The organism is Streptomyces sp. AV19 (assembly GCF_015999245.1).
GTDB lineage: Bacteria > Actinomycetota > Actinomycetes > Streptomycetales > Streptomycetaceae > Streptomyces.
In genome coordinates this window covers 18,758-40,309 of the sequence record NZ_JAEAMR010000006.1, presented here as the reverse complement: position 1 = coordinate 40,309, position 21,552 = coordinate 18,758, and the positions used below count along the sequence as shown (strand labels likewise).

General features: G+C 72.9%; 17 protein-coding genes. 4 read left to right on the top strand and 13 right to left on the bottom strand.

Features of this window, described 5'->3' with window-relative positions; translation table 11 throughout:
- The first annotated feature begins 129 nt into the window (after positions 1-129).
- Positions 130-906, top strand: a complete 777-nt coding sequence (locus tag I5Q34_RS07950) for a hypothetical protein (protein WP_234428607.1) — start codon at positions 130-132, stop codon at positions 904-906.
- A 25-nt stretch (positions 907-931) separates the two neighbouring features.
- On the opposite strand, the gene I5Q34_RS07945 is transcribed toward I5Q34_RS07950, so the two are convergent.
- Complete coding sequence (locus I5Q34_RS07945) at positions 932-1,633, bottom strand: flavin reductase family protein (RefSeq protein ID WP_199891481.1); 702 nt, start codon at positions 1,631-1,633, stop codon at positions 932-934.
- Between the two features lie 91 nt (positions 1,634-1,724).
- Entirely contained in the window at positions 1,725-2,255 is a 531-nt protein-coding gene (locus I5Q34_RS07940) for a hypothetical protein (protein WP_199891480.1), read from the bottom strand.
- 108 nt (positions 2,256-2,363) lie between these two features.
- Between I5Q34_RS07940 and I5Q34_RS07935 the strand changes: the two genes are divergently transcribed.
- Positions 2,364-3,071, top strand: coding sequence for an RraA family protein (locus I5Q34_RS07935; protein ID WP_199891479.1), 708 nt, complete (start codon positions 2,364-2,366; stop codon positions 3,069-3,071).
- A 197-nt stretch (positions 3,072-3,268) separates the two neighbouring features.
- On the opposite strand, the gene I5Q34_RS07930 is transcribed toward I5Q34_RS07935, so the two are convergent.
- The 9 genes from I5Q34_RS07930 to I5Q34_RS07890 all read right to left on the bottom strand — a co-directional run bounded on the left by I5Q34_RS07930 (position 3,269) and on the right by I5Q34_RS07890 (position 14,322).
- Positions 3,269-3,904 carry a class I SAM-dependent methyltransferase gene (locus I5Q34_RS07930; RefSeq protein WP_199891478.1) on the bottom strand — a complete coding sequence of 212 codons (636 nt, stop codon included), beginning with the start codon at positions 3,902-3,904 and terminating at the stop codon, positions 3,269-3,271.
- A gap of 22 nt (positions 3,905-3,926) precedes the next feature.
- Entirely contained in the window at positions 3,927-5,783 is a 1,857-nt protein-coding gene (locus tag I5Q34_RS07925) for a hypothetical protein (protein WP_199891477.1), read from the bottom strand.
- 688 nt (positions 5,784-6,471) lie between these two features.
- Entirely contained in the window at positions 6,472-7,698 is a 1,227-nt protein-coding gene (locus I5Q34_RS07920; RefSeq protein WP_199891476.1) for an MFS transporter, read from the bottom strand.
- Positions 7,695-8,948, bottom strand: coding sequence for an ATP-dependent carboxylate-amine ligase (locus tag I5Q34_RS07915; protein ID WP_277965730.1), 1,254 nt, complete (start codon positions 8,946-8,948; stop codon positions 7,695-7,697). Before I5Q34_RS07915 ends, I5Q34_RS07920 begins: the two co-directional genes overlap by 4 nt.
- A complete protein-coding gene (locus tag I5Q34_RS07910) occupies positions 8,945-10,123 on the bottom strand; it encodes a DegT/DnrJ/EryC1/StrS family aminotransferase (RefSeq protein ID WP_199891475.1) in 1,179 nt (392 codons plus the stop codon). Before I5Q34_RS07910 ends, I5Q34_RS07915 begins: the two co-directional genes overlap by 4 nt.
- Positions 10,120-11,268 carry an arginine 2,3-aminomutase gene (gene blsG, locus I5Q34_RS07905; RefSeq protein WP_199891474.1) on the bottom strand — a complete coding sequence of 383 codons (1,149 nt, stop codon included), beginning with the start codon at positions 11,266-11,268 and terminating at the stop codon, positions 10,120-10,122. Before blsG ends, I5Q34_RS07910 begins: the two co-directional genes overlap by 4 nt.
- Before the next feature lie 43 nt (positions 11,269-11,311).
- Positions 11,312-12,142 carry a CGA synthase-related protein gene (gene blsF, locus I5Q34_RS07900; protein ID WP_277965729.1) on the bottom strand — a complete coding sequence of 277 codons (831 nt, stop codon included), beginning with the start codon at positions 12,140-12,142 and terminating at the stop codon, positions 11,312-11,314.
- Complete coding sequence (gene blsE / locus I5Q34_RS07895; protein ID WP_199891473.1) at positions 12,130-13,107, bottom strand: cytosylglucuronate decarboxylase; 978 nt, start codon at positions 13,105-13,107, stop codon at positions 12,130-12,132. The genes blsF and blsE overlap by 13 nt, the downstream gene beginning before the upstream one ends.
- A gap of 69 nt (positions 13,108-13,176) precedes the next feature.
- Entirely contained in the window at positions 13,177-14,322 is a 1,146-nt protein-coding gene (locus tag I5Q34_RS07890; protein WP_199891472.1) for a hydroxymethylcytosylglucuronate/cytosylglucuronate synthase, read from the bottom strand.
- Between the two features lie 365 nt (positions 14,323-14,687).
- Here I5Q34_RS07890 and I5Q34_RS07885 point away from each other — a divergent pair, with 365 nt between their 5' ends.
- Positions 14,688-16,202 (top strand): FAD-dependent oxidoreductase, encoded by a 1,515-nt coding sequence (locus tag I5Q34_RS07885; protein ID WP_199891471.1) that lies wholly within the window; start codon positions 14,688-14,690, stop codon positions 16,200-16,202.
- Between the two features lie 199 nt (positions 16,203-16,401).
- On the opposite strand, the gene I5Q34_RS07880 is transcribed toward I5Q34_RS07885, so the two are convergent.
- The gene (locus tag I5Q34_RS07880; RefSeq protein WP_199891470.1) at positions 16,402-18,105 is read right to left on the bottom strand and encodes an NAD(P)/FAD-dependent oxidoreductase; all 1,704 of its coding nucleotides are present in this window, start codon (positions 18,103-18,105) and stop codon (positions 16,402-16,404) included.
- Positions 18,102-19,433: a pyridoxal phosphate-dependent aminotransferase gene (locus I5Q34_RS07875; protein WP_199891469.1), complete on the bottom strand. Its 1,332-nt coding sequence runs from the start codon at positions 19,431-19,433 to the stop codon at positions 18,102-18,104. The genes I5Q34_RS07880 and I5Q34_RS07875 overlap by 4 nt, the downstream gene beginning before the upstream one ends.
- A 237-nt stretch (positions 19,434-19,670) precedes the next feature.
- On the opposite strand from I5Q34_RS07875, the gene I5Q34_RS07870 reads away from it, so the two are divergent.
- Positions 19,671-21,552: sugar-binding protein (locus tag I5Q34_RS07870; protein WP_307811654.1), on the top strand; the 1,882-nt coding region annotated here is incomplete at its 3' end.

The window sequence follows — 21,552 nt, the reverse complement described above, 5'->3', positions numbered from 1 at the left end:
TGAACCGGGCCACTTCACGGGGGCTTTACCCGGATTTGGTGTCCCGGTGCGGCCTTGGCCGCGCAATGTGGGCCGGGCGGAAAAGGAACCGCACATTCCGGACCGGTTGAAAGGTCACAGGTGTTACTCATGGCGAACATCCTGATGAGAAGGAGCGGGCGCGCCCTGCTCGTCGGCGCGGCCGCCGCCGTGGCGCTGGGCGCCGCCGCGCTCCCGGCCTCCGCGGACAGCGAGCCGACCACCGACCAGCTGATGGCCGACTGCGCCAGCGGCGTCGGCAAATGCACGTTCAACGACCCGCAGGTCGGCAAGGCGTACCTGGGGAATTACCACCAGGTGTCCAACACCCTCTACAACTGCAGCACATCGGACGCCACTCAGGGCCTGAACTGGTCCGACAAGGTCGGCTCCACCGATTCGCTGGATGTTTCCATCACCGCAGGCGGAAAGATCGCCGGAATAGTCGACCTCAGCGTCACCGCGAAATACGGGCACACGTGGACCACCGAGCATTCCGACGGCGGAAGCATGGGCATGACCGTCAAGCCCGGCGAAGTCGGCTGGATTTCCCGGGCCCAGGTCATGCGGGAGGTCGACGGGCGGTGGCAGACCCACTACGACGACCCGCACTGGGGCCACTACTACTGGTTCTGGGACGACACCATCACCAGCCCGGCCCCCAACGACACCGACGGCGTCAAGAACACCGTGATCGTCAAGACCCGTCCCATGACCGCCGAGGAGAAGGCGTCGTGCGGCGGACACAACGGCAAGACGTTCCTCTCCAAGACCAAGGTCGAGGTCCCGAAGAACGACAAGGCGCCCCGCAAGGCCCCGGGCAAGCCCACCCCGGGCCAGGACGACAAGCCGCCGGCCCGGGAGGAGAAGACCGACAAGAAGCAGTGAGGGCCGCCCGAACCCGCCCGTGCCGTCAGCGCTCCGCCACGGCACGGGCGCGCTCGATGTCCGGCCCGCGGTAGAGGCGTTCGGGAATGCTCGCCAGCGTCGAGTGGTGCACCCGCGGGCCCAGTCCGTAGAAGTGCTGGAAGCTCATGATCAACGGGCGCCAGGCGTCCGGGTCGATGCGGTCGGGCGTCCCCGCCGCCCGGATCTCCTCGTGCACGCGCACCCGTTGCACCCGCACCTCCAGGGCCACGATCGAGCCGCGCTGCCGCTCGTCGTCCTCACCGACCGGACGCACGGCCTCCAGCACCGCCTCCATGGCGACGGGACACTCGGCGACCCGCGGCGGCGCCACCGTCTCCGAGTCCACCGGAGTCAGACCGGCCCGGCCGAACTTGTCGGGCTCGTACCGGTATCCGCGCTCCCGCTTGCGCTCCGGCACCGGGTCCGTGCCCGTGGTCAGCGCCAGCCGGTCGACGGCCGGGGCCATCGCGTCCGACGGCAGGTTGAGCACGCACTCCCCGGTGCGCCTCAGGTTCCGCGCGGTCTGCGAGCGCGCCGAGAGCCCGAGCACGCCCCGCCAGCCCAGCCAGAACGCCGAGGACATGGGCGCCAGATTGGCCGTCCCGTCCTCGTTGCGGGTGGAGATGAGCACCACCGGGGTGCCGAAGTACAGGATGCCGGGTTCGACGCGTGTGTGCGTCGGGGTCTTCGTGGCGTTCGTGGTCACCCGGCCAGCTTCGCCCGGGTCGACCGGGACGACCGGCGGTCATCGGACGTCGTGTTCGGCGCCGGGAACGGTCGCAAGCGGTCGGGAACGGTCAGTGGGCGGGCGGCGGCGAAATGCAGCCGGTCTCCAGGTAGCGGCCGTTGGCCTCGGCCCACACGCGGGCCTTGGACACGGCCCCCGTGACGCAGGCGGTCCCGCCGATCCAGATCCCGTAGTCGGCGCCCGCCACCTTCTCCTGCCGGGTGCCCACCAGCAGGTCCCCCACGACGAAGCGCGAGGAACCGGCCAGCCGCCGGATCACCGGCCGTACGTCCGCCGGGTCGACCGTCCCGCGCCGGCGCAGCTCCTCCAGGGCGCGCCCGGCCTCGGCGGCCTTCGCCCGGGCGAGCTTCTCGTCCCGCGGGCTCATGGCGCCCGGACGCCGGGGCCGGCTGTTGTCGGAGTAGCCGGGCGGCCCGTCCCCCTGCGGCACGGGCCGGACGGACGGGGAGGCCACCGGGGAGCGGGACGGCTCCTTGCCGTTCATGTCGCGGAACAGGTCGTCCTCGAACTGCCGGCTGCAACCTGCCAAAGTAACGACGGCCAGGGCGACGGCGACAAGAGGGCTCTTCCGGACGGTCATGCGCTGATCATCCCGCCCGTGGCCGTGGGGCGCATGAGTACGGGTACTCAGCCCGCCGCCCGCGCTCGTGCGACGCTGGTGACATCCGTGACCAGGGAGGGGACAGCGATGAACCACCAGGAACTCCAGGAGCGCTTCGGCACCTTGACCACCGCCCACGTGGCCGACGCCTGCGTCCGGGCCGGCGTTCCGGTCCGCTGCGGCCCGGCCGCCCTGACCGCCGTGGAACCCGGCGGCCGGCTGGCGGGACGGGTGCGTCCGGCCCGGCACGTCGGCAGCGTCGACGTCTTCCTGGAGGCGTACGAGGCGGCCGGGCCCGGTGAGGTCCTCGTGGTGGACAACGGGGGCCGCCTCGACGAGGCGTGCGTCGGCGACCTCGCCGTCCTGGAGGCGCAGGCGGCCGGGCTCCAGGGACTGGTCGTATGGGGCCTGCACCGCGACACCGCCGACGTCCGTGCCATCGGCCTCCCGGTCTTCAGCCTGGGTGCGGTCCCCACCGGCCCCCTCCACCTCGGCGAACGCCCCGACGACGCGCTGACCTCGGCCCGCGTGGGCGAATGGACGGTCTCCGCGGACGACGTGGTGCTCGGCGACGACGACGGCGTCCTCTTCGTCCCCGCCGACCGGACCGCCGAACTCCTCGCCCTGGCCGCGTCGATCCGCGACACGGAACACCGCCAGGCCGAACTCATCCGCTCCGGCCGCACCCTTCGCGACCAGGTGGACTTCGCCGGCTACCTCGCCCGCCGCCGCGAGACGCCGTCCCTGACCTTCCGCGAGCACCTGCGGTCGGTGGGCGGGGCGATCGAGGAGTGACCGGGGCCGCCGGAACCGGCCTGTGCCCGGGGGCCGCGGTCCACGAGGTTCCGCCGGTACCGGCCACCGCCGCGGCGAGGAGACGCGTTCATGCGACCGGTGCGCAGGGGAAGAACGGCGGCGCTCGCCGCCGCGCCGGCCGTCCCGGGTGCACCCTGTGGACCAGCGACCGCTCGGGGGCCGGTCATGTATGGGCCTCAGTCCTTGCGGTAGCACTGGATGTAGGCGTCACCGCTGGTGCCGTGCGTGTACGTGGTGGTGTCGTACGCCGTGAACGGGTGTCGCTCGACGCGGATGCTGCGGAAGTGCGGCACGTACTGCCAGCGCAGCTCCGGCCGGGTGCTGAAGAACGGGACGAACACCCCGCCCGGGCGCAGCACCCGCACCACCTCCGGCATCGTCCGCTCCCACAGTGCCCGGTCCGTCCAGACCTCCATGTCCAGGGCGGGGTCGAAGAACATGCCGTCGATGCTCTCCGACGGCAGCTCGAAGATCCGCCGGAAGAAGTCGCCGCGCTCGATGGAGAGGTTGTCCGGCAGGTCGGGGTGCCGGGCGCGGAACAAGTCCTCCACCTCGTCGAAGAGTTCGAGGACGGTGTGCCGGCGGGTGGCCGGGTTCCGCGCGATGCGCAGCGCCGACAGGCCCAGCCCGAGCCCCACTTCGTAGAACTCGCCGCCGTTCTCGCCGCCGTACTCGCACAGCATGTCGGCGCTCGCCCACATCAGGTCCCGCTCCCAGGCCTGCATGGCCTGCTCGCCGCCGATGCTCAGAGTCAACTCGCCGTTCTTCTCGACGAGTTCGATGGCGGGCGCGGATCCGGTCCGTTGCTCCATGGTCGCCGTCCTTCCGTTGTGGTCAGGTGCGGTGGGGTACGACTCCGAAGTGCCGCCGGGCTGTCGATACGGCCAGGTCCTGCACGGCGAAGACGGTGAAGTAGTACGCCTGGGGCGCGGTGTCCGGCGCGAAGCGCACCCGGAAGACGGCCTCCTCCGTCCGTCCGCCCGGGGCCCGCACGCGGGTCGTGGCCGGTTCGACGGTGGTGTCCTCGCGCAGGTAGGCGGGGACGAACAGGCCCAGCCGCACCGGCCCCCGGCGCGCGGGCGTCAGCGCGGCGCGGACCTCCAGCACCCCGCCCTGTGCGACCTCGTCGTCCGCGTACGCCAGCAGGCGCGGCGCGTCGGGGACGCGGAACGTCACGTCGCCGCAGCGCATGCAGACCGCGCACGTGGTGTCCAGCACGTACGGGACCAGCCCCCGGCGGGTGAACTCCTGGGCCGGGCGGCCGCAGTGGCAGGTGACCTCGCGGACCTCGGCGTCGAGGCGGCTGCGGTCGCCGAAGTGGGCCGGATAGTTCATGAGCTCGTTCTCGGGGTTCGCCGCGACCTGCCCCGCGATCGCGTGGTCCAGGGACTGGAGGTCGGCGGTGAGCGAGGCGCGGATCTCCTCGGCCGACTGGTCGGCCAGGTGCGTGGGGCGTGCCGCCCACAGGTCCGTCTTGCGGGCGAGCTTCGTCAGCCGGGGGCGCAGCGGGTGCCGCTCGGGCAGCAGTCCCGAGGACAGCAGCGCGGTGAGCCTGTGGGCGGTGGTGAGGACGAGTGGGTCGGGGGCGTGGTCGGACGGGGTGGTGGGCGTGGGGGTGGCACGTGGTACGCCGAAGCGCATGAACGCCGGGTACGGGTGGGAGCCCGCCAGGCTGGAGTTGAGCGCGTCCACCGAGTCCTCGCCGGTGAGCGCGGCCCGCATCCACGCCACGTTCTCCGGGCGGTCGGAGTCGTGGACGGAGACCGCGGAGACGACCGTGCGGGCGGGGCCGTCCAGGGCGTTGAGGAGCAGCTGGTACTTGGGGTCGTACAGGGCCAGGTCGGCCAGCGGCCCGCTGTTGCAGGCGCTGAGCACCAGCTCGGCGGCGGCCACCCGGTGCAGCGGGACGAGCTTGTCCTCGGGCTTGTAGCAGGGCAGGCCGTAGGCGCAGCGGGGGCCGAGCAGGCCGGGGCGGGCGGGCGCGGCCGGGCTCAGGCCGCAGATCGTGAACTCGCCGAGGTTGACGCTGTCGTCCTTGCCGTGGCCCTGGAAGACGACGCGCCGCCAGTCGGTGCCGAGGATCTCGGCCTGGATGTCGGTGCGTTCGAAGTCGCGGTCGTCGAAGACGCGGACGCCGGGGGGGTGGGGTGGCCGGTCGGTGTCGGTGAACAGGCCGATGGCGTTTGTGGAGTTGTTCGGTACGGCGTACTGCTTGGCGACGTTCCAGGCGACGGAGGGGCCGTCGCGGCCGCTGAGGAAGCTGAGCGCGTGCGGCGCGCCGCGGTGGGAGCGGAGGAGGAGGGGGCGGAGGGGATCGAGGGTGAGGCGGTCGTAGCGGCCGATGAGGAGGAGGCGGGTGGGGTGGTCGATGACTCGGCCGGCCAGCTCCTCCTCGTCGATCCACTCGCGCGCGAGGGGGCGTGCGAGGGCTGCGACGCCGTCGGGGAGGTCCTCGGGGCCGAGGACGACGCCGGTGTCCAAGGGCTCGGGCGGGCGGATGCCGGAGTAGAGCCGGGAGGCGAGGTGGAGGGCGGCGGTGAGGTCTTCACGGCCTTCGACGGGGACGGGGATGGGGGTTCTGTGGTGAGGGTCGTCGAGGAATCCCTTTACGAGGGAGGGGAGTTGACGGAGTGTCGTGGGGAGGAACGGGGTGGGGTGTGAGGGGGGTTGTCGGGGGGTGGTGGTGTTCATGGTGGGTGACCTCAGGTTCTTGCGATGAGTTGGCGGGTGGGGAGGGGGCGGGGGGAGGGGGCTTGAGAGGGGAATATGCCCCGGTCCCTCCCCCGGAGGGGGCACCCCCGTTTCACCGTTTCTTCCGGGGCAAGCCCCAGCCCCGAACCGCCCTTCGGGCGGTGGCGGGGGCTTTGCCCCCTGCACCCCGACCGGGGCTTCGCCCCTGGCCTTCGGTGGGGCTGCGCCCCCGTATCCCCATCGGACTCGGCCCCATCGGGGCCGCGTCCTCGGCCCTCGGCGGGGCTGCGCTCCCGGCCCCCAGCGGGGCTCCGCCCCTGACCCGCGACCGAGGCTTTGCCCCTGGTCTCCGACGGGGCTGTACCCCCAGCTCCCATCGGGGCTCCGCCCCTGCACCCTGACGGGGCTGCGCCCTTGGCCCCCGCGGAGCCCCGCTCCGGGGCTCGGGCCGATTCAGCCCGTCCGGCGTTTGAGGACAATGCGGCGAAGCCGCATTGCGGGGTCCGGGGCGGAGCCCCGAAAGGGGCGCGGGGGGCGGAGCCCCCGCAGCCGCGCGGCGGAGCCGTACCCGCGCCCCGGAGGCGGAGCCCCCGCCGGCGCCCGAAGGGCGGTTCGGGCCCGGGGCCCGCCCCGGAAGGGGCGGTGAAACGGGGGTACCCCCTCTGAGGGAGGGACCGGGGCACAACCCTCACCGGCCCGCCCCCACCGGCACCGCCCCCGCTCCCCGCCCCAGCAACCCCCCGCACCCGAACGCCACCCCCGCCGCCCCCAGCGCCACTCCGAACGCCACCGCGAACACCCCCTCCGGGCCGAGCCGGTCCACCAGCAGCCCCCCGGCCTGCTGGCCCAGCGCGTCCCCGGCGACCGTCGCCAGTGACGCCCACGTGAACGCCTCCGTCAGCAGGCGGCTGTCCGCGATCCGGCCCACCAGGGTCATCTCGCTCGCCGACACCAGGGCGATGGGCGCGCCGCCCACCGCCAGGGCCGCCGCCAGCGTCAGCTCGTCCGTGGCGGCCAACGGCAGCGCCGCGCCCAGCGCGTAGGCCAGGACGAGCCGGGGGAAGCGGCGGTGCGCCGGGACCCGCGACGAGGACCGGCCCAGCCACAGCGCCCCCACCGCACTGCCCACGCCCCAGCAGGCGTAGACCGCCCCGGTGCCCCCCGGGCTGCCGTGGGCGTCGACGAACGCCGGGACGGCCAGCGTCGTCAGACCGATCGGCACGGCACAGGCCGCCATCACCCCGAGCAGCACCGCCATCGCGGGGGACCGCAGAGGTCCCAGCGGATGGCGCCCGGCGTTCGCCGACGCCCGCTCCGCCGGGGCCCGTACGGACGCCAGCCCCAGCGCCCCCGCGCCCCCGACCGCGGAGACCACCGTCAGCGCGAGCCCGGCGGAACCGGCCAGCATCAGCGCGGCCAGCAGCAACGGCGCGCCGATGACCAGGACTTCGGTGAGCAGCGCCTCCCACAGGAAGGCCGTGTCCCGCTCCGCCTCCTCCAGCGGCAGCCGCGCCCACAGCGAGCGCATGACCGCGTTCGCCGGCGGCAGCGAGACCCCGGTGAGGACGGCCGCGGCCGGCTGGAGCCAGCCGTCCGGGCGGGCGGCCCACACCAGGACGGCGACCGACGCCGGGCAGACGACCGCGGTGACGGCCAGGACGACGCGCCGCCCGTGCCGGTCCACGCGGCGGGCGACCAGCGGCCCGCCGGCCGCCAGCCCGAGGGTGTACAGGGCGGCTACCAGGCCGGCCCGCGCGTACCCGCCGCCCTGTTCGCGGACCACCAGGATCAGGGCCAGCGACATCACGTACACGGGCAGCCGGGCGACCACGCTCCACCAGGCCGCCCCCGCCACGTGACGGCGGGTGAGCAGGGCCAGGAAGCGGCGGGGCGGGCCGTTCGTCCCACTCGTCAATTCGTTGCCTCCGACGGGACGGCCGGAGCCAGCTCGATGGCGAACGCGGACAGGACCTCGCGCATGCGACCCTCCACCTCACCGATCGACGCTCCCGCCACATGGACGTATCCGGACGCGTTGTGCGAGGCGCGGCGGGCCGAGACGACGTCACCGGCGCCCACCTTGAGAACGGCGTCGAGGACCCCGGGGATGCGCAGCAGCTCCTCCCGGGAGGTGATCCGGCGGACCGTCCCCGACCCGGGCAGCGGCAGCAGCAGGTCGCCCGCGCACCGCCGCTCGCGGTAGTCGAGCGCGGGGCGGCGGCCCAGGTGGACGTCGAGCGTGGCGCCGAAGACGTCGAACCCGTAGGCGTGGCCGTGGTTGGCGGGGATCTCGCACCCCGCCAGCCGCACGCCGATCTCGCTCGCGTACACCACGTCGTCCACCAGGAAGAACTCCATGTGCGCGTACCCGTGGTCGACGCCCATCCCGGTGACGATCCGCTGGAGCATCCCGCGCAGGTCCACCGGCGGGCCCTCGCCGCTGCCGACGCTGATGTTGGCGTTCATCGCGCCGTCGACGATGTCCAGCGGACGGCAGGGCATCGCGCTGGGCCAGGCGTCCAGCACCCGCCCGGCGTGGATCAGCGCGCACACCTCCCACTCCGTCCCGCCGATGTGCTCCTCGGCCAGCCACTCCCGGCCCTCCATGCGGACGTGCGCGGGAGGGGCGGTCAGCCGGTGGGTGTCCACGCAGGCGAAGGAGTCGACCGGCTTGAGGACGACGGGCCAGCCGTGCCGCGCCGCGAACCGCCCGACGTCCCCGGGGGTGCGCACCCGCGCCCAGCGGGCGGTGCGCAGCCCCAGCTCCCGGAAGCGCTCCTTCATCGCGGCCTTGTCCCGCACCCAGCGGACCTGCCGGCGCGTCAGGTGCGGCAGCCCGGCCAGTCCGGCGAACCGCTGGGCGACGGCCTGGCGCGGCTCGGACGGGTTGCAGAACCGCGACGGCGGCCGCGGCAGCCGGGCCGCCCACTCCCGGTAGCGCCGCGCCTCGTCCCGCAGCGGCACCCCGTCGCGCACCCAGAACGCCGGCAGGTGCGCGGTGGCGTCCAGGTGCTCCGGCGACAGGTCCCGGCGCAGGGCCGCGAACCGCAGCAGCACCAGCCGGCCGTCGAGCGCCCGGGCGGCGTACCGGGCGAACGTCGAGGGCCGGTCGTCGACCATCAGCAGCACGGGGTCGTCCGGCAGCAGCACGGGATCGTCGCTCACACCCCCTCCAGCGCCTGGCGCACGGCCTTGACGGCGAGGACCTGGTCGGCCTCCGGGAGCTCCGGCGACAGCGGGACGCACAGGGTGCGGTCCAGCAGGTCCCTGGTGCGGGCGAATCCGTCGCGGCTGAGCGCCAGCGGACGGTCGGGGGCGTGGTTCCACGGAAAGCCGTCGGCGTACAGCGAGCGGCGGCCGGTGAGCACCGGATGGTCGGGCAACAGGTATTTGTTCAGCGTCCAGTTGGCGATGCCCCGGGACGTCAGGCAGGCCACCGCCGCGTCGCGCAGCTCGCGGGACTCCCACCGGAAGCGCAGGCTGACCTTGACGTCGCCCGCCGGGCGCGGCAGCAGCCGGAGGCCGGTGCGCGAGGGCAGTTCGGCCAGGGCGACGGCGTACATCCGCTCCAGCCCGGCGAGCAGCCCGTCCAGGTGCCGGAACTGCTGGCACTGGACCGCCGCCACCTCCTCGCTGGTGACCATGTTCTCGCCGAAGTGCGCGTCCGCGTCCCACGTCGGATAGCGCCCGGGCACCCGGGCCGAGCCGTGGTCGTGGTAGCGGCGCATCGTCGCCCACGCCCCGGCGTCGCCGGTGACGAGCAGGCCGCCCTCGCCCGAGGTGAGCACCTTGTTGTGGTGGAAGCTGAACGTCCCCGCCCAGCCGGCCGTCCCGGCGTGCCGCCCGTCCGGCAGCCGTGCGCCGAGCGCCTGCGCGCAGTCCTCGATGACGTACGGCACGCCGTACGGCACGGGTGCCACCGTGCCCTCCATGTGGGCCACGACGACCCGCTCCGCGTCCGCCGGCAGGAGGGTCGGGTCGAGGGAGAGGGACTCGTCGGCGTCCACCAGCACCGGGACCAGCCCGCTGGAGAGCACCGCCCCGGCCACCGCGACGAAGGTCACGGCCGGGACGTACACAAGGTCGCCCACCCTCGGCCGGGTGGAGATCAGCGCCAGCCGCAGCGCCTCCGTGCCGTTGTGCACGGCCAACGCGTGGGCCGCGCCGAGGCGTTGGGCGGCCAGGCGCTCCAGCCGGGAGGCCATGCTCTCGCCCTCCGTCTGGTAGCGGAACAGCACCCGGTGCCCGATCACCTCCTCCAGCTCGGTCATGTCGGACCAGTCGAGGTAGTTCGCTCCGTAGGGCAGGAAGCGCTGCCCGAGCCGCTTGCCGAGGGTCATCGGACGTCCGCCTCCGTGATCGGGTGCACCGCCCGGTCGACGACCATCTCCCGGCCTTCGTGGTTGCGCAGCAGCAGGCCGTCGGGGACGTGGCGGAAGTACGGCGGTGCGACGGGGATCTTGCCGAGCCGGGTCGTCAGGACGTACTGCGGCACCCCGAACCCGGTGATGTGGCCCTGCAGGCCCTCCATGATCTCCCAGCCCTTCTCCACCGAGGTCATGAAGTGCGAGACGCCGGTCACGTTGTCGCAGTGATAGAGGTAGTACGGCCGCACCCGGATCCCGAGCAGCCCCGTCATCAGCGAACGCATCGTGGCGACATCGTCGTTGACGCCGCGCAGCAGGACGGTCTGGTTGCCCACGGGGATGCCGTGCCGCAGCAGGCGGTCGACCGCGGCGGCCGCCTCGTCGGTGAGCTCCTTGGGGTGGTTGAAGTGGGTGTTCAGCCACACCGGGTGGTACCGGGCGAGCATCGCGCACAGCCCGTCCGTGACGCGCTGCGGCAGCAGCACCGGGAAGCGCGTGCCGATGCGGATGATCTCCACGCTCGGGATCGCGCGCAGCGCCGAGACGATCTCCTCCAGCCGGCCGTCGGGATAGGAGAGCGGGTCGCCTCCGGTGAGCAACACGTCCCGGATCTCGGGGTGTTCGGCGATGTAGCGCAGGTCCTCGTCGTAGGGACCGCCCTCGTCGTCGCGGAAGTACGTGCCGTCGAGGTCGGTGGTGTGGAACTTGCGGGTGCAGTGCCGGCAGTAGACCGGGCACGCCTCGGTGACCAGCATGATCACCCGGTCCGGGTACTTGTGCACGATGCGGTTGGTCCTGCGGTAGTGCATGTCGCCGACCGGGTCCACCTCCGAGCCCGGACGAGGGGCGAGCTCGGCGGGCGAGGGCACGGCCTGGAGGCGCACGGGGCAGGACGGGTCGTCGGGGTCCATGAGCGAGGCGTAGTACGGGGTGACGCTCCAGCGGTACTTGCCGGCCGTCCCGGCGACGGCCTTCTCCTCCTCGGGGGTGAGCCGGATCCACTGGCGGGCCTTGTCGAGGCTGGTGATGCGCTTGCGCATGTGCCAGCGCCAGTCGTTCCACTGCTCGGGCGGGATGCGGGGGCGGAACGGGACTTCGGGGCTCGTGCTGCCGGGCATGACGGCTCCAGGGGCTGGCCGGAACTGGAACTACCGGGTGGAACTACCAGGGTGCGAAGGCGAGTTGCCGCAGGGTGCGGGCGACGCGCTGGGCGCCGCGCAGGTCGTCCAGGGCGGGGTCGAGACGGGCCCAGGGGCTGCCGTAGGGCGGCCGCCAGGCGTCGGGGTCGTGTGCCGAGGGCAGCGGGAGGACCTCCAACATGCTTTTGGCGAGGGCGCGTTGGGTTTCGCCGAGCGGCGGAAGCAGGGCGACGGACGAGCGGCGGGCGTGGGCGAGCGCCAGGGCGCCCAGGGTGGGCGAGGCGAGGAGGACGGCGCAGGAGGCGTGCAGGGCGTCCACGTCCGTCTCCGTGGCGTGCAGTGCGTCGTCCAGTCGGGCATCGGACACCACCGTGCAGCTCCCGGTCCGGCGGGACGCCTCCCGTACGAGCGCGGGCAGCGGGCCCGAGACGAAGGCGTCGGCCTCGTCGCCGGGGACGCCCCAGAGGGAGAGCAGGAGCAGGGTTCCCGCGCGGGAGCGGTGGTGGGCCGGGCGGGCGGGCGCGAGGGCGCCGGTGGGGCGGCCGGTGGCGGCGGTCGCGGACGCGGGGAGCCAGCCCGGCCGGTGCGTCCAGGCCAACGCGCCTGCGGGCGACGGAGGTTCGTCTGCTCCCGGGTGGCCGGAACGGAGGTGGACGACCGGGACGCCCGCCGTCAGGAGCCGGCGGGTCGCGGCGGTGTCGTCGCAGACCAGGGCGGCGTCGGGGGACGCGTCGTCGGCGGTGCCGAGGTCCCCGAGGTGTGCGGCGATCCGGCGCAGGGCGAGTACGGAGTCCAGCTCGTCCTCGCGCGCGAGCAGCACGACCCGCCGGCGGGCGGGGTTCAGTACCGCCACGGCGCCACCGTTCCGAGCCGGGCGACATCGTCGCTGTAACCGGCGGCGGTGGTGGAACAGCCGGAGCACAGGTCGGGGCCGTGGTCGCGGAAGAAGCCCGCGTGGGCCCGGAACGCCGGGGTGTCCAGCCGGACGGTGTCGTTCTCGCGCAGCGGCGCCCCGCCCCCGTCCCGGTGCGGAAGGCAGCTGCACGCGTACATCCGCCCGTACTTGCCGTCGACGTAGATGACGTCGTCGACGACGTGGCACAGCGGACGCGAGGCCCGGGGCGTCTCGGACCGGGTGAAATAGCGTTCCTGCTCCTCGGGCGTGTCCCCGTAGAACCGCTTGCCCAGCGGGACCAGCAGCCGGTCCCGATCGGCGCCGTAGACCCGGTCGCCCACCGCGCGGACGTCGTCGGGGTCGGGGTAGGTGATGGCCCGCTCCAGCTTGAGGGCGGACAGCTCCCACTGCCGGACTCCGGCTTCGGTGAGCACCTCCTGAAGCTGTGGCATCTCGGCGTAATTGTGCGGTCCCACCACGGTGTTGACCCGGGGGAGCACGCCGAGTTCGGCGGCCGCGCGCAGCCCGCGCAGGGCGTTGTCGAACATGCCGGGGGAGCGCCGGTAGAGGTCGTGGGTGGCGGCCGAGGCCCCGTCGACGCTGACGATCACCTGGGCGAGCCCGGCGTCGGCGAGGCGGTCGGCCGTCCTCGGCAGCAACGTCCCGTTGGTGATCAGCGACATCCGCATCCCGGCGTCCGTGCCGACGCGGACCAGCTCCACGACGTCCCGGTGCATCAGCGGCTCGCCGCCGGTGAACCGGACGTAACCGACGCCGGCCCGGCGGGCCTCGGGGAGGAGCTCGGTGAACTCCTCGACCGAGAAGCGGAAGGTGTCGCGGGAGAGGGCGAACTCGCACATGAAGCAGTCGGCGTTGCAGGCTTCCAGGATCCGGATGAAGAGGTAGCGTTCACGCTTGGTCATGGACGGGTGAGACCCTCCGGGCCGCTCGCTCGTGGGAAGTTGACGCTTGTTCAGCTGTTTCTGGGAGTTTCAGCTGTGGAGCAACGCCAGCAGCTCGTCGGCGACCTGGGCCGCGCCGCCGGTGCCGACGGCGGAGGCGAGGGCGCCCCAGTCGGCGCCGGCGGACGCGTGGCGCAGGGCCTCCCGGATCGCTTCGGCGAGCCCCTCGCCCCGGGCCCGGACGATCCCGCCGTAGATCAGCTCCAGCGCGCGGCCCTCGCCGTGCGCGCGCAGCCGCAGGGCGTCCTCCTCGCGGAAGACGCCGTCGGGCCAGGTGACGCGGACGGCGGCGCCGACGGCCCGGCGGTGGAAGCGGCCGTTGAAGATCTGGCTGAGGTTCTGCGGGGGCAGGCAGACGGTGGGGACGCCGAGGGAGCCGGCTTCGAGGAGGGTGGTGAGGCCGGGGGAGGCGAGGAGGACGTCGCAGTCGGCGAGGCGCTTGAGGAACTCGTCGTGGGGAAGGGCGCCGACGGTCGTCCGGACCGGCATGTCGTCCCACCAAGTCGCCGCCCCCGCAGGGAGGTTGCCCGCCACGTGCACGTCCTCCACCCCGTGCTCCGCGAGGGCCGAGAGCGCGGCGGGCACGACGAGCCGCGGATAGCGCGTCCAGTCGCCGAGCCCGGGCGCCTTGAGCCCGCCGAGGCTGACGAGGGCGGTACGGAACGCGGCGGCGGGCCGCCCGCCACCCTCCGCCTTCCCGACGACCGCCTCGACCCACCGCAGACTGCGCACGGAATCGAGTACGCCGAGGCTCTCGGCGGGCAGTTCCACACACCGCTGGGCGCAGTAGACGCTGGCCTCCAGCGGCAGCGCGGGCCGGTCGCCGTCGGTCCAGAGGAAGGGCAGGCTGTCGACGAAGACGGTGGGCACCCCGGCGCTCTCCAGGGCCCGCGCGGCCGCCCCGTCGAGCACGACCAGCGCGGCACCCACCCGCTCCCGCACCTCGGCGTCCGAGTCGTACCACCGCTCGACGGGCTGGTCCGCCAACAGCGGCCGCCCCAGCCCGGATCCGATCCCGACGAACCGCACCGGCACGCCCGCCCGCTCCCGCACCGCCTCCATCACGGCCCGCAACTTCCCCGAACTGCCCCAGCCGAACTCGGCGCCCGCGACGGCGACGGTCACGGGTGCGCGGCATGGGCTGACTTCGGCCCGCGGGCCGGGAACGGAACGCATGCGTCAACGGTCACGTGTGCCGCGTGGCTGGCACAAGGCCGGTGCCGATGGATTCCGGCCGTTGGCTAACAGCCTACGATCCGACAGGTCGGGAGGGATGGGTTGGCGGGGTGGAGTGGTGGCTGCTGGGGTCGCCCAACGGGGCGAGTCCGGGGGCGCGTTGACGGTCGGAACGCAACGTGCTGGCCTGAAAGGGCAGTTGTTCGCCGGTGGGGGGTGGTCAGGGCTGAGGGGCCGACGATCTGCATATTCCGGCCATCATCGGATGATCTGTCTAATCGTGAAGTAATTGCCATGCGGTCCTCCGGTCTTCGATGCTGGTGATCCTCGACGGCCCAGTTGTGATCCCCGGAGGAGGAATCCGCATGCAGTGGCGCGTGGAAGAAGGCGACCCTCGGTACGAGACGCTCAGCCAGGGATTCAATCAGCGGTGGGTCAGCAAGCCCAGCTATATCCAGCTGATTCACGACGACGCGTCGGCTCTCGCGGCCGTGCGCGAGGCCGTCGGGAACGGCCTCCGGCCCACCGTCCGCAGCGGCGGGCACTGTTACGAGGACTTCGTGGCCAATACGGACGGGGCCGTTCTCGATCTGAGCCTGATGAACGACGTCCGGAAAGGCACCGACAAGCTGGGGCAGCCCGCCCACATCGTCGAGGCCGGGGCCACCAACTGGGATGTGATCACCACCCTCTTCCGCCGGTTCGGCAAGGCGGTCCCGGGCGGGTCCTGCTATTCGGTCGGGTCGGGCGGTCACATCGCGGGCGGCGGCTTCGGGTTCCTCTCCCGGCGGCACGGGCTGGTGGTGGACCACCTGGTGCAGGTGGACGTGGTCACGGTGGGGGACGGGCCCGTGGTCGAGTTGACCAGCGCCCACCGCTCCGACCGCGGTCCCGAGGGCGACCTCTTCTGGGCCCACACGGGCGGCGGGGGCGGGAATTTCGGGGTCGTCCTGCGCTACTACTTCGCGGACGACATTCCCGAACCCCCGGCGCACGTCTGGCTCAGCAGCATTGCCTGGCCGTGGAAGGGCGGTCTCCTGGACCACCCGGAGGACTTCGGCACGCTGGTCGGGAACTTCGGCGAATTCTTCGCCGCCCACAGCTCGAAACACGAAGACGTCTACCAAGGGCTCTTCAGCATTCTCAAACTCACGCACAAGGACAACGGGAACGTCGTCCTGCTGAGCCAATGGGACCAGGAGGACCCGGGGCCGCTCGACGCCTACATCCGTGCCATCGAGGCAGGTGTGACGACGGAATCGACGGCGCAGTTGTTCGGCGTCGGCGGTGTCTCCGTGCATCTGCCGGAGAAGCGCCGCCGGATGCCGTGGTTCCAGGCCACCCAGACGCTGAACGGCTCCGGCGAGAACCAGCGGGGCAAATACAAGTCCGCCTATCACCGGCGCCCTTTCGAGCCGGAACAGATCGGCACCCTCTACCACTGGCTTACCAAGGAGGTCCCCGGCGCGGACATGTCGAAGACCCTTGTCCAGGCGGACTCCTACGGCTGCCGGATCAACGTCCCGGAGCCCGGTGACACGGCCATCCCCCAACGGGATTCCATCTTCAAGCTCCAGTATCAGTCCTACTGGACCGACCCCGGCGAGGACGGTCTTCACACGGACTACATGCGGCGCTGGTACGCGGAGATGTACCGGACGACCGGCGGCGTCCCGGAAATCACCGACGAGAAGCACGACCGCGCCACCGACGGCGCGTACGTGAACTACCCCGACACCGACCTCGGCGTCGCCGGCGACGGGACCCCCGCCTACCCGCGGCTGTACTACAAGGGCAACTACGGCCGCCTGCAGGACACGAAGCGCTACTGGGACCCTCGGGACGTCTTCCACCACAAGCAGTCCATTCGGCTGACGTAGCGCCCAACTCCACGTTTTTCACGGTCCGTTGGGGCCCGGTCCGCGATCCGGACCGGGCTCCGGCGGGTTCCCGCCACCTCCTCGCGCGGGGTGCAAGACGTTGCATGAGCCGCCGTACGTTTCCGCTTCAGTTGCGGCCCGCCGATCGCCACGCGGTCGTGCAACTCAAGGGCGCCGGCGAACAGTCCGGGGCCTGTGGTCAGCCCCGTTTCGGGGCGAAGGACGGGAACAGGTTCGGGTGCCGGGCGATGTACGGGAAGAGTTCGCCTATGGCCGTCGCGCCCTGGCCCACCGCGGAGCTCACGCCGTACTGGGCGCCCGACTGCACGTCACCGGCCGCGTAGATGCCGGGTACGCTCGTCGCCGTCGAGGCGGGGCGGGCCTTGAGGACGGCCTGCTCGACGTACTTCTCCAGGGCCCGGCCCGTCAGGCCCAGCTTCTCGCCCTCCTCACGGGCCTGTTCCTCGGCCTTCACCAGCGCCTGTGTCCGGCCGGGGACGCTCGTCCCGGTCAGCACGGCGCCGGTCACGGCCGAGAGGCCGATGCGGTCGAGAGCCGCGGGGCCGGCCCAGGTGAGGTCCGGCTCGCCGCCGATGAGGACGTAGAGCCAGCGGGCGTCCAGGCGCCGGACCTCGTGCGTATCCGAGTTGGTGATCTCTATGCCCGCGAGTTCGTCGCGTGAGTCCGCCGCGCAGCCGGTGACGTCGGAATTCGTCAGGATGTGGATGCGTTCCTCCGGCTTGTTGAACTCCTCGATGAGATCGACGAGATAGGCGGCCATCTTCTCCCTGAGGCTGCCGGCACGGACGATCATGGTGACGTCCTCGGCGTACTGGGCGAAGAACAGCGCGGCATGACCGGCCGAGTTGCCCCCGCCGACGACGGCGACATGGTCCCCCTGCGTCCGCGGCGCGTCCACCGGGAGCGCGCTGTAGTAGACGCCGCGCCCGACAAGGGGCTTCAGTCCCGGTACGTCGTCGAGCCGCCGCCAGACGAGGCCGCTGGCGATGATGAGGGCGCCGGCCTTGTAGGTGCGGTCCGCCATGCCGTCGACGACGACCTCGTGCGGCGTCCGGTCGTCCCCGATGCGCAGGTCCGTGGCGTGGTGGGCGGGCTGCCAGGCCACCTGGTACTCGCGGGCCTGCTTCAGGGCCCGCCGTGCGAGGGCGTAGCCCGAGATCCCGTCCGGGAATCCGAAGCAGTTGGCGATGTCGGGGTTGGTGGTCACCTGGCCGCCGGGGACGCGGTCCTCGACGACCAGCGTCCTGAGCCCCTGCGTGCCCGCATAGATGGCGGCCGACAGCCCGGCCGGGCCGCCGCCGATGACGATGACGTCGAACCACGTCTCCGTGGGCCGGTCCACCAGGTGCAGGGCGTCGGCCAGCGCCGCGAGCGAGGGGTTCGGGGGCAGTTCCGTGTCGCCGACCAGGACGTGGACGTCGGGGTCGCCGGGCGGCTCCGGGTCCCTCCAGAGGAAGACGGCGCCGCTGCCCGCCAGGAAGGAGCGGATCTCGAACGCCTCGGGGGAGCGGTAGGGGGCTCGCACGGTCACCGGGACGAATCCCGCGCGCTGTTCCGGCGTGGCCCGCTGCCACCACTCCTCGACGGCGCCGTCCAGGACGCGCGGGTCGAGGTCCGCGGGATCCTCGGCGGCGGGCGCCAGCCGCAGCCGTCCGGTCCCGGGGACGGGCACGGGCTCGTCGTCCACGGCCGCGACGAGCACGACGTGCGTGCCCTGCCGCGCCAGGTCGTCCAGCGTCCGCGCGGTGTCCTCGGGGCGGGCCGTCGGCACCAGGAGGAACTGGTCGCCGTACCAGCGGGTGAAACCCTCCTGGAGTTGTGACCTGCGTATCGGGTCGGGATCCGCCAGGACGACGGCGTGCCGGGCCGGGACTCGCGTCATCGGTGGTCCCCCTCCGGCAGCGCGCGGAGGGCCTCGCCGATCCGCGTGGCCGCGTCGGCGACCTGCTTCGCCTCGAAGGCGGTGAAGCACAGCCGGAAGTAGCCGGGGTCGGGACAGGAGAGGGTCTGCCCGGGCAGGAGTTGCACTTTGGCCGTCGCTTCCAGATAGGCGCGGAGGCGCTCCTCGCGGGGGTCGATCTCCGGGAAGAGGACCGGGGAGGCGGAGTCGGGGGCCCGGTCGAGGAAGTCGCGCAGGTCGAGGAAGAAGAACTGGGCGGAGTTCCCCGTGTCGACGTACGGGACGCCCCCGTCGAGGAGCGCCCTCTGCACCGCCTGGTGACTGTCGGTCAGCACCTCGGGATACACCTCGTGCATCAACCGCTCGGGATACCAGGAGGGTTCACCCGGCCGGTGCTCGAACAGCTTCCCGACGACGACGTTCTTGAGGGAGTCGAGCGGGGTGAACCACGACATCGTCTTCCGCTCGTGGCTGCCCTCCATCGCGGCGCGGACGATGCCGGAGCGGGAGACGACGAAGCCGACGCGGAAGCCGGAGATGCCGAAGTCCTTGCCCAGGCCCCACACCACGTGGACGCGGTCGGGGTGCCGCGCGGTGGCGTTGAGCGCGAGGGCGCCGGTGAAGCGGGGAGCCGCTCCGATGAGCTGGCTATGCGCATAGATCTCGTCGGAGATCACGTGCATGGGGGTCTCTTCGAGCGCCCAGGTGTAGATCTCCTCCAGCAGGGCCCGGTCGTAGTTGGTCCCCAAGGGGTTGTTGGGGTTCGTCAGGACCAGCAGCTTCGGCGGCGAGTAGGAGGTGTGGTAGGCGTTCTGGAGGTCGCGGAGGGTGAGCTCGAACGCGTCACCGTGCTCGCGCAGCGGCGCGAACACGCATTTGAGGCCCGGGCGTTGGCCGAAGGACCACCTGAAGCCCTGCCAGGACGGGGCCGGAAGGAGGACCCGGTCGCCGGGCGCCAGTTCGCCGGCCTCCTCCAGGGTGAAGGCCAGGCACTCCAGGGCGGAGGAGACCCCGGCGGTGGCGTACACGTCGGTGGGCCGGACGGTGTGCGACATCGTCCGGCTCAGCAACTCGGCGACACGGGCGCGCAGTTCGGCGACCCCGTACGGCGTCTTGTAGCGGATGTCGTTCTCGTCGATCTCCGTGTGCCGGAAGACGTGTTCGTTCAGCGAGTCGTAGAGGAGCACGTTCTCGGCGACGGAGAGGTCCAGCGGGGGTTCGGCCAGGCCCGCGTGGTAGGCGGCGAGGCGTTCCTCCGGGTCGGCGATCCCGTAGAGCGCGTGGAACGCGCCGTTCGGCTCGGTTTCCATCGGGGTGAGGGTCCCTTCGGGGCGAAGTCCTGGGCGGCAGTGCGTCGTTCCGGGGTGCATCGGTGTTCTATCGGCGCCTCGCGTCCCGGGTGAAGACAGAAATCAGCCGACATATACGGGTGAAAAGGAGAAAGTGGAACGATCCTCGGAGGTGCGGCGGCCCGCGCGGGACGCATGAGACATTGCCCGGGCGCAGTCGTCGTAAGTCTCGTAAGTCCTCGGGAAAGGACGGTCCTCGTGTCGGCCCACCGGACTCATCGGTCCAACGGACTCCACCGGCCCCACCAGCCCCTGCTCGCCGCCGTCATCGCCGCCGCGCTCTGCGGGAGCGTACTCGGGGCGCCGGCCGCGACCGCCGTTTCCGGCCGCGATCCCGCCCACACCGATGTCCTGTTCGTCGGCGCCCACCCCGACGACGAGTTCCAGTCACTGGCCACCTTCGGGCAGTGGAAGGAACGGCGGGGGATCAGCACCGGGGTCGTCACGATCACCCGGGGGGAGGGCGGCGGGAACGCCGTCGGGCCGGAGGAGGGGCCGCCGCTCGGGGCGATCCGGGAGGGCGAGGAGCGGTCGGCCGTCTCGCTCGCCGGGATCCGCAACGTCTTCTACCTGGACAAGCCGGACTTCTGGTACACGCTGTCGGCCCCGCTGACCGGCCGGGCGTGGAACAGACCCCCGCAGCGGGCCGACGACACCCTGGAGCGGCTCGTCCGGATCATCCGCGCGACCACCCCGCGCACCGTGGTGACCATGGACCCGCGCCCCTTCGGCCAGCACGGCGGCCACCAGCAGGCCGGCCGGCTGGCCGTCGACGCGTTCCGGCTGGCGGCCGATCCCGGGGCGTTCCCCCGGCAGATCACCGTCGAGAAGTACAAGCCCTGGAAGCCGGACCGGTTGTTGGCGCAGAACTGGGGGTTCCGGGGGCCGGCCGGCCGGCAGTGCGCGGCCCGTCCGGCGAAGGACCCGCGCACCGGGCTGCCGGTCCTCGGCGTCTGGCCGGGCGCGCGCTCCCGCGCCTCCGGCAGGACCTGGGCGCAGACCGAGCGGGACGCGGCCCGGCGCTACATCACCCAGGGCTTCGGCTCGCTGCCCGCGAAGGTCACCACGCCGCCGCACCGCATGCCGTGCGAGTGGTTCACCATCCTGGCGCGCGGCGGGAAACCGGTCCCGGCGCCCGTCCGCGGGCAGGGCGAACTGCGGCCGCTGTACGCCGAGTTCCGCGACTGGTCCCGCCGGGCGGGCATGCCCTGGCTCGCGAACGACGCGCAGCCCGCCTACCCCGCCCGCCCCTCCGCGACCGTCCCCGGGACCGCGAAGGCGCCCGTGGTGGACGGCACGGCGGGGCCGGGAGAGTACCCGGGCCCGGAGCTGAGGCTCGGCCACTGGGAGGGGGCGAAGTGCGGCCCCGCCGACTGCTCCGCCACCGCGCGGATCAGCCGCCACCGCGACGACCTCCACGTCCTCGTCCGGGTGACCGATGACCGGCGGGGCGCCGCGCTCGACGCGCGCGACGACTGCAAACGGCACTGGCGCACCGACGCCGTCGAGATCGCCCTCGACCCGCGCGGGCGCTCCGACGACACCTCGGCCGCCTTCAAGGCCGGGATCCTGCCCTTCACCGCGCGCAACGGCGGCGCCTGCGCGGCGCGCGACGCCGACAACCACCAGGGACCGGCCCGGGCCACCGCACCCGGCATGGCCGTCGCCTCCACGGTGACCCGGCCGTACACCGGCTACACGGTCGAGGCGAGGATCCCGCTCGCGCTGCTCCCGGCGGCGGCCGATCCGGAGCGGCTGACCGCCAACATCCTGGTCTACGACTCCGATACACCGGACAAGACGGGCAAGTCCCGCCTGGCATGGGCCTCGTACGCCGGCGCGCAGGCCGATCCGTACGTGTGGGGCGCCGTGCGCCTGCCCGGGTACGTGCCGCCCTCCGGGCGTCCGCCGCGCTCCGCGACGCTTCCGCTGGACGCGGCGCGGAGCGCGGACTCCCGGGCCGCCCGCGGGCCCGCCCCCCCCCCCCGGGGGGCCCGCGCCCGGGGGCCCCCGGGCGGGCCCCGGGGGGGGCGGGCGCGGGGGGGGCCCCGGGGCCCGCCCCCCCCCCCCGGGGCCCCCC

Bases quoted from the DNA above. Each gene is read 5' to 3' on its own strand.
- I5Q34_RS07950 (WP_234428607.1), top strand. From the start codon at position 130: ATGGCGAACATCCTGATGAGAAGGAGCGGGCGCGCCCTGCTCGTCGGC.
- I5Q34_RS07940 (WP_199891480.1), bottom strand. From the start codon at position 2,255: ATGACCGTCCGGAAGAGCCCTCTTGTCGCCGTCGCCCTGGCCGTCGTT.
- I5Q34_RS07935 (WP_199891479.1), top strand. From the start codon at position 2,364: ATGAACCACCAGGAACTCCAGGAGCGCTTCGGCACCTTGACCACCGCC.
- I5Q34_RS07930 (WP_199891478.1), bottom strand. From the start codon at position 3,904: ATGGAGCAACGGACCGGATCCGCGCCCGCCATCGAACTCGTCGAGAAG.
- I5Q34_RS07925 (WP_199891477.1), bottom strand. From the start codon at position 5,783: ATGAACACCACCACCCCCCGACAACCCCCCTCACACCCCACCCCGTTC.
- I5Q34_RS07910 (WP_199891475.1), bottom strand. From the start codon at position 10,123: ATGACCCTCGGCAAGCGGCTCGGGCAGCGCTTCCTGCCCTACGGAGCG.
- blsG (WP_199891474.1), bottom strand. From the start codon at position 11,268: ATGCCCGGCAGCACGAGCCCCGAAGTCCCGTTCCGCCCCCGCATCCCG.
- blsE (WP_199891473.1), bottom strand. From the start codon at position 13,107: ATGACCAAGCGTGAACGCTACCTCTTCATCCGGATCCTGGAAGCCTGC.
- I5Q34_RS07890 (WP_199891472.1), bottom strand. From the start codon at position 14,322: ATGCGTTCCGTTCCCGGCCCGCGGGCCGAAGTCAGCCCATGCCGCGCA.
- I5Q34_RS07885 (WP_199891471.1), top strand. From the start codon at position 14,688: ATGCAGTGGCGCGTGGAAGAAGGCGACCCTCGGTACGAGACGCTCAGC.
- I5Q34_RS07880 (WP_199891470.1), bottom strand. From the start codon at position 18,105: ATGACGCGAGTCCCGGCCCGGCACGCCGTCGTCCTGGCGGATCCCGAC.
- I5Q34_RS07875 (WP_199891469.1), bottom strand. From the start codon at position 19,433: ATGGAAACCGAGCCGAACGGCGCGTTCCACGCGCTCTACGGGATCGCC.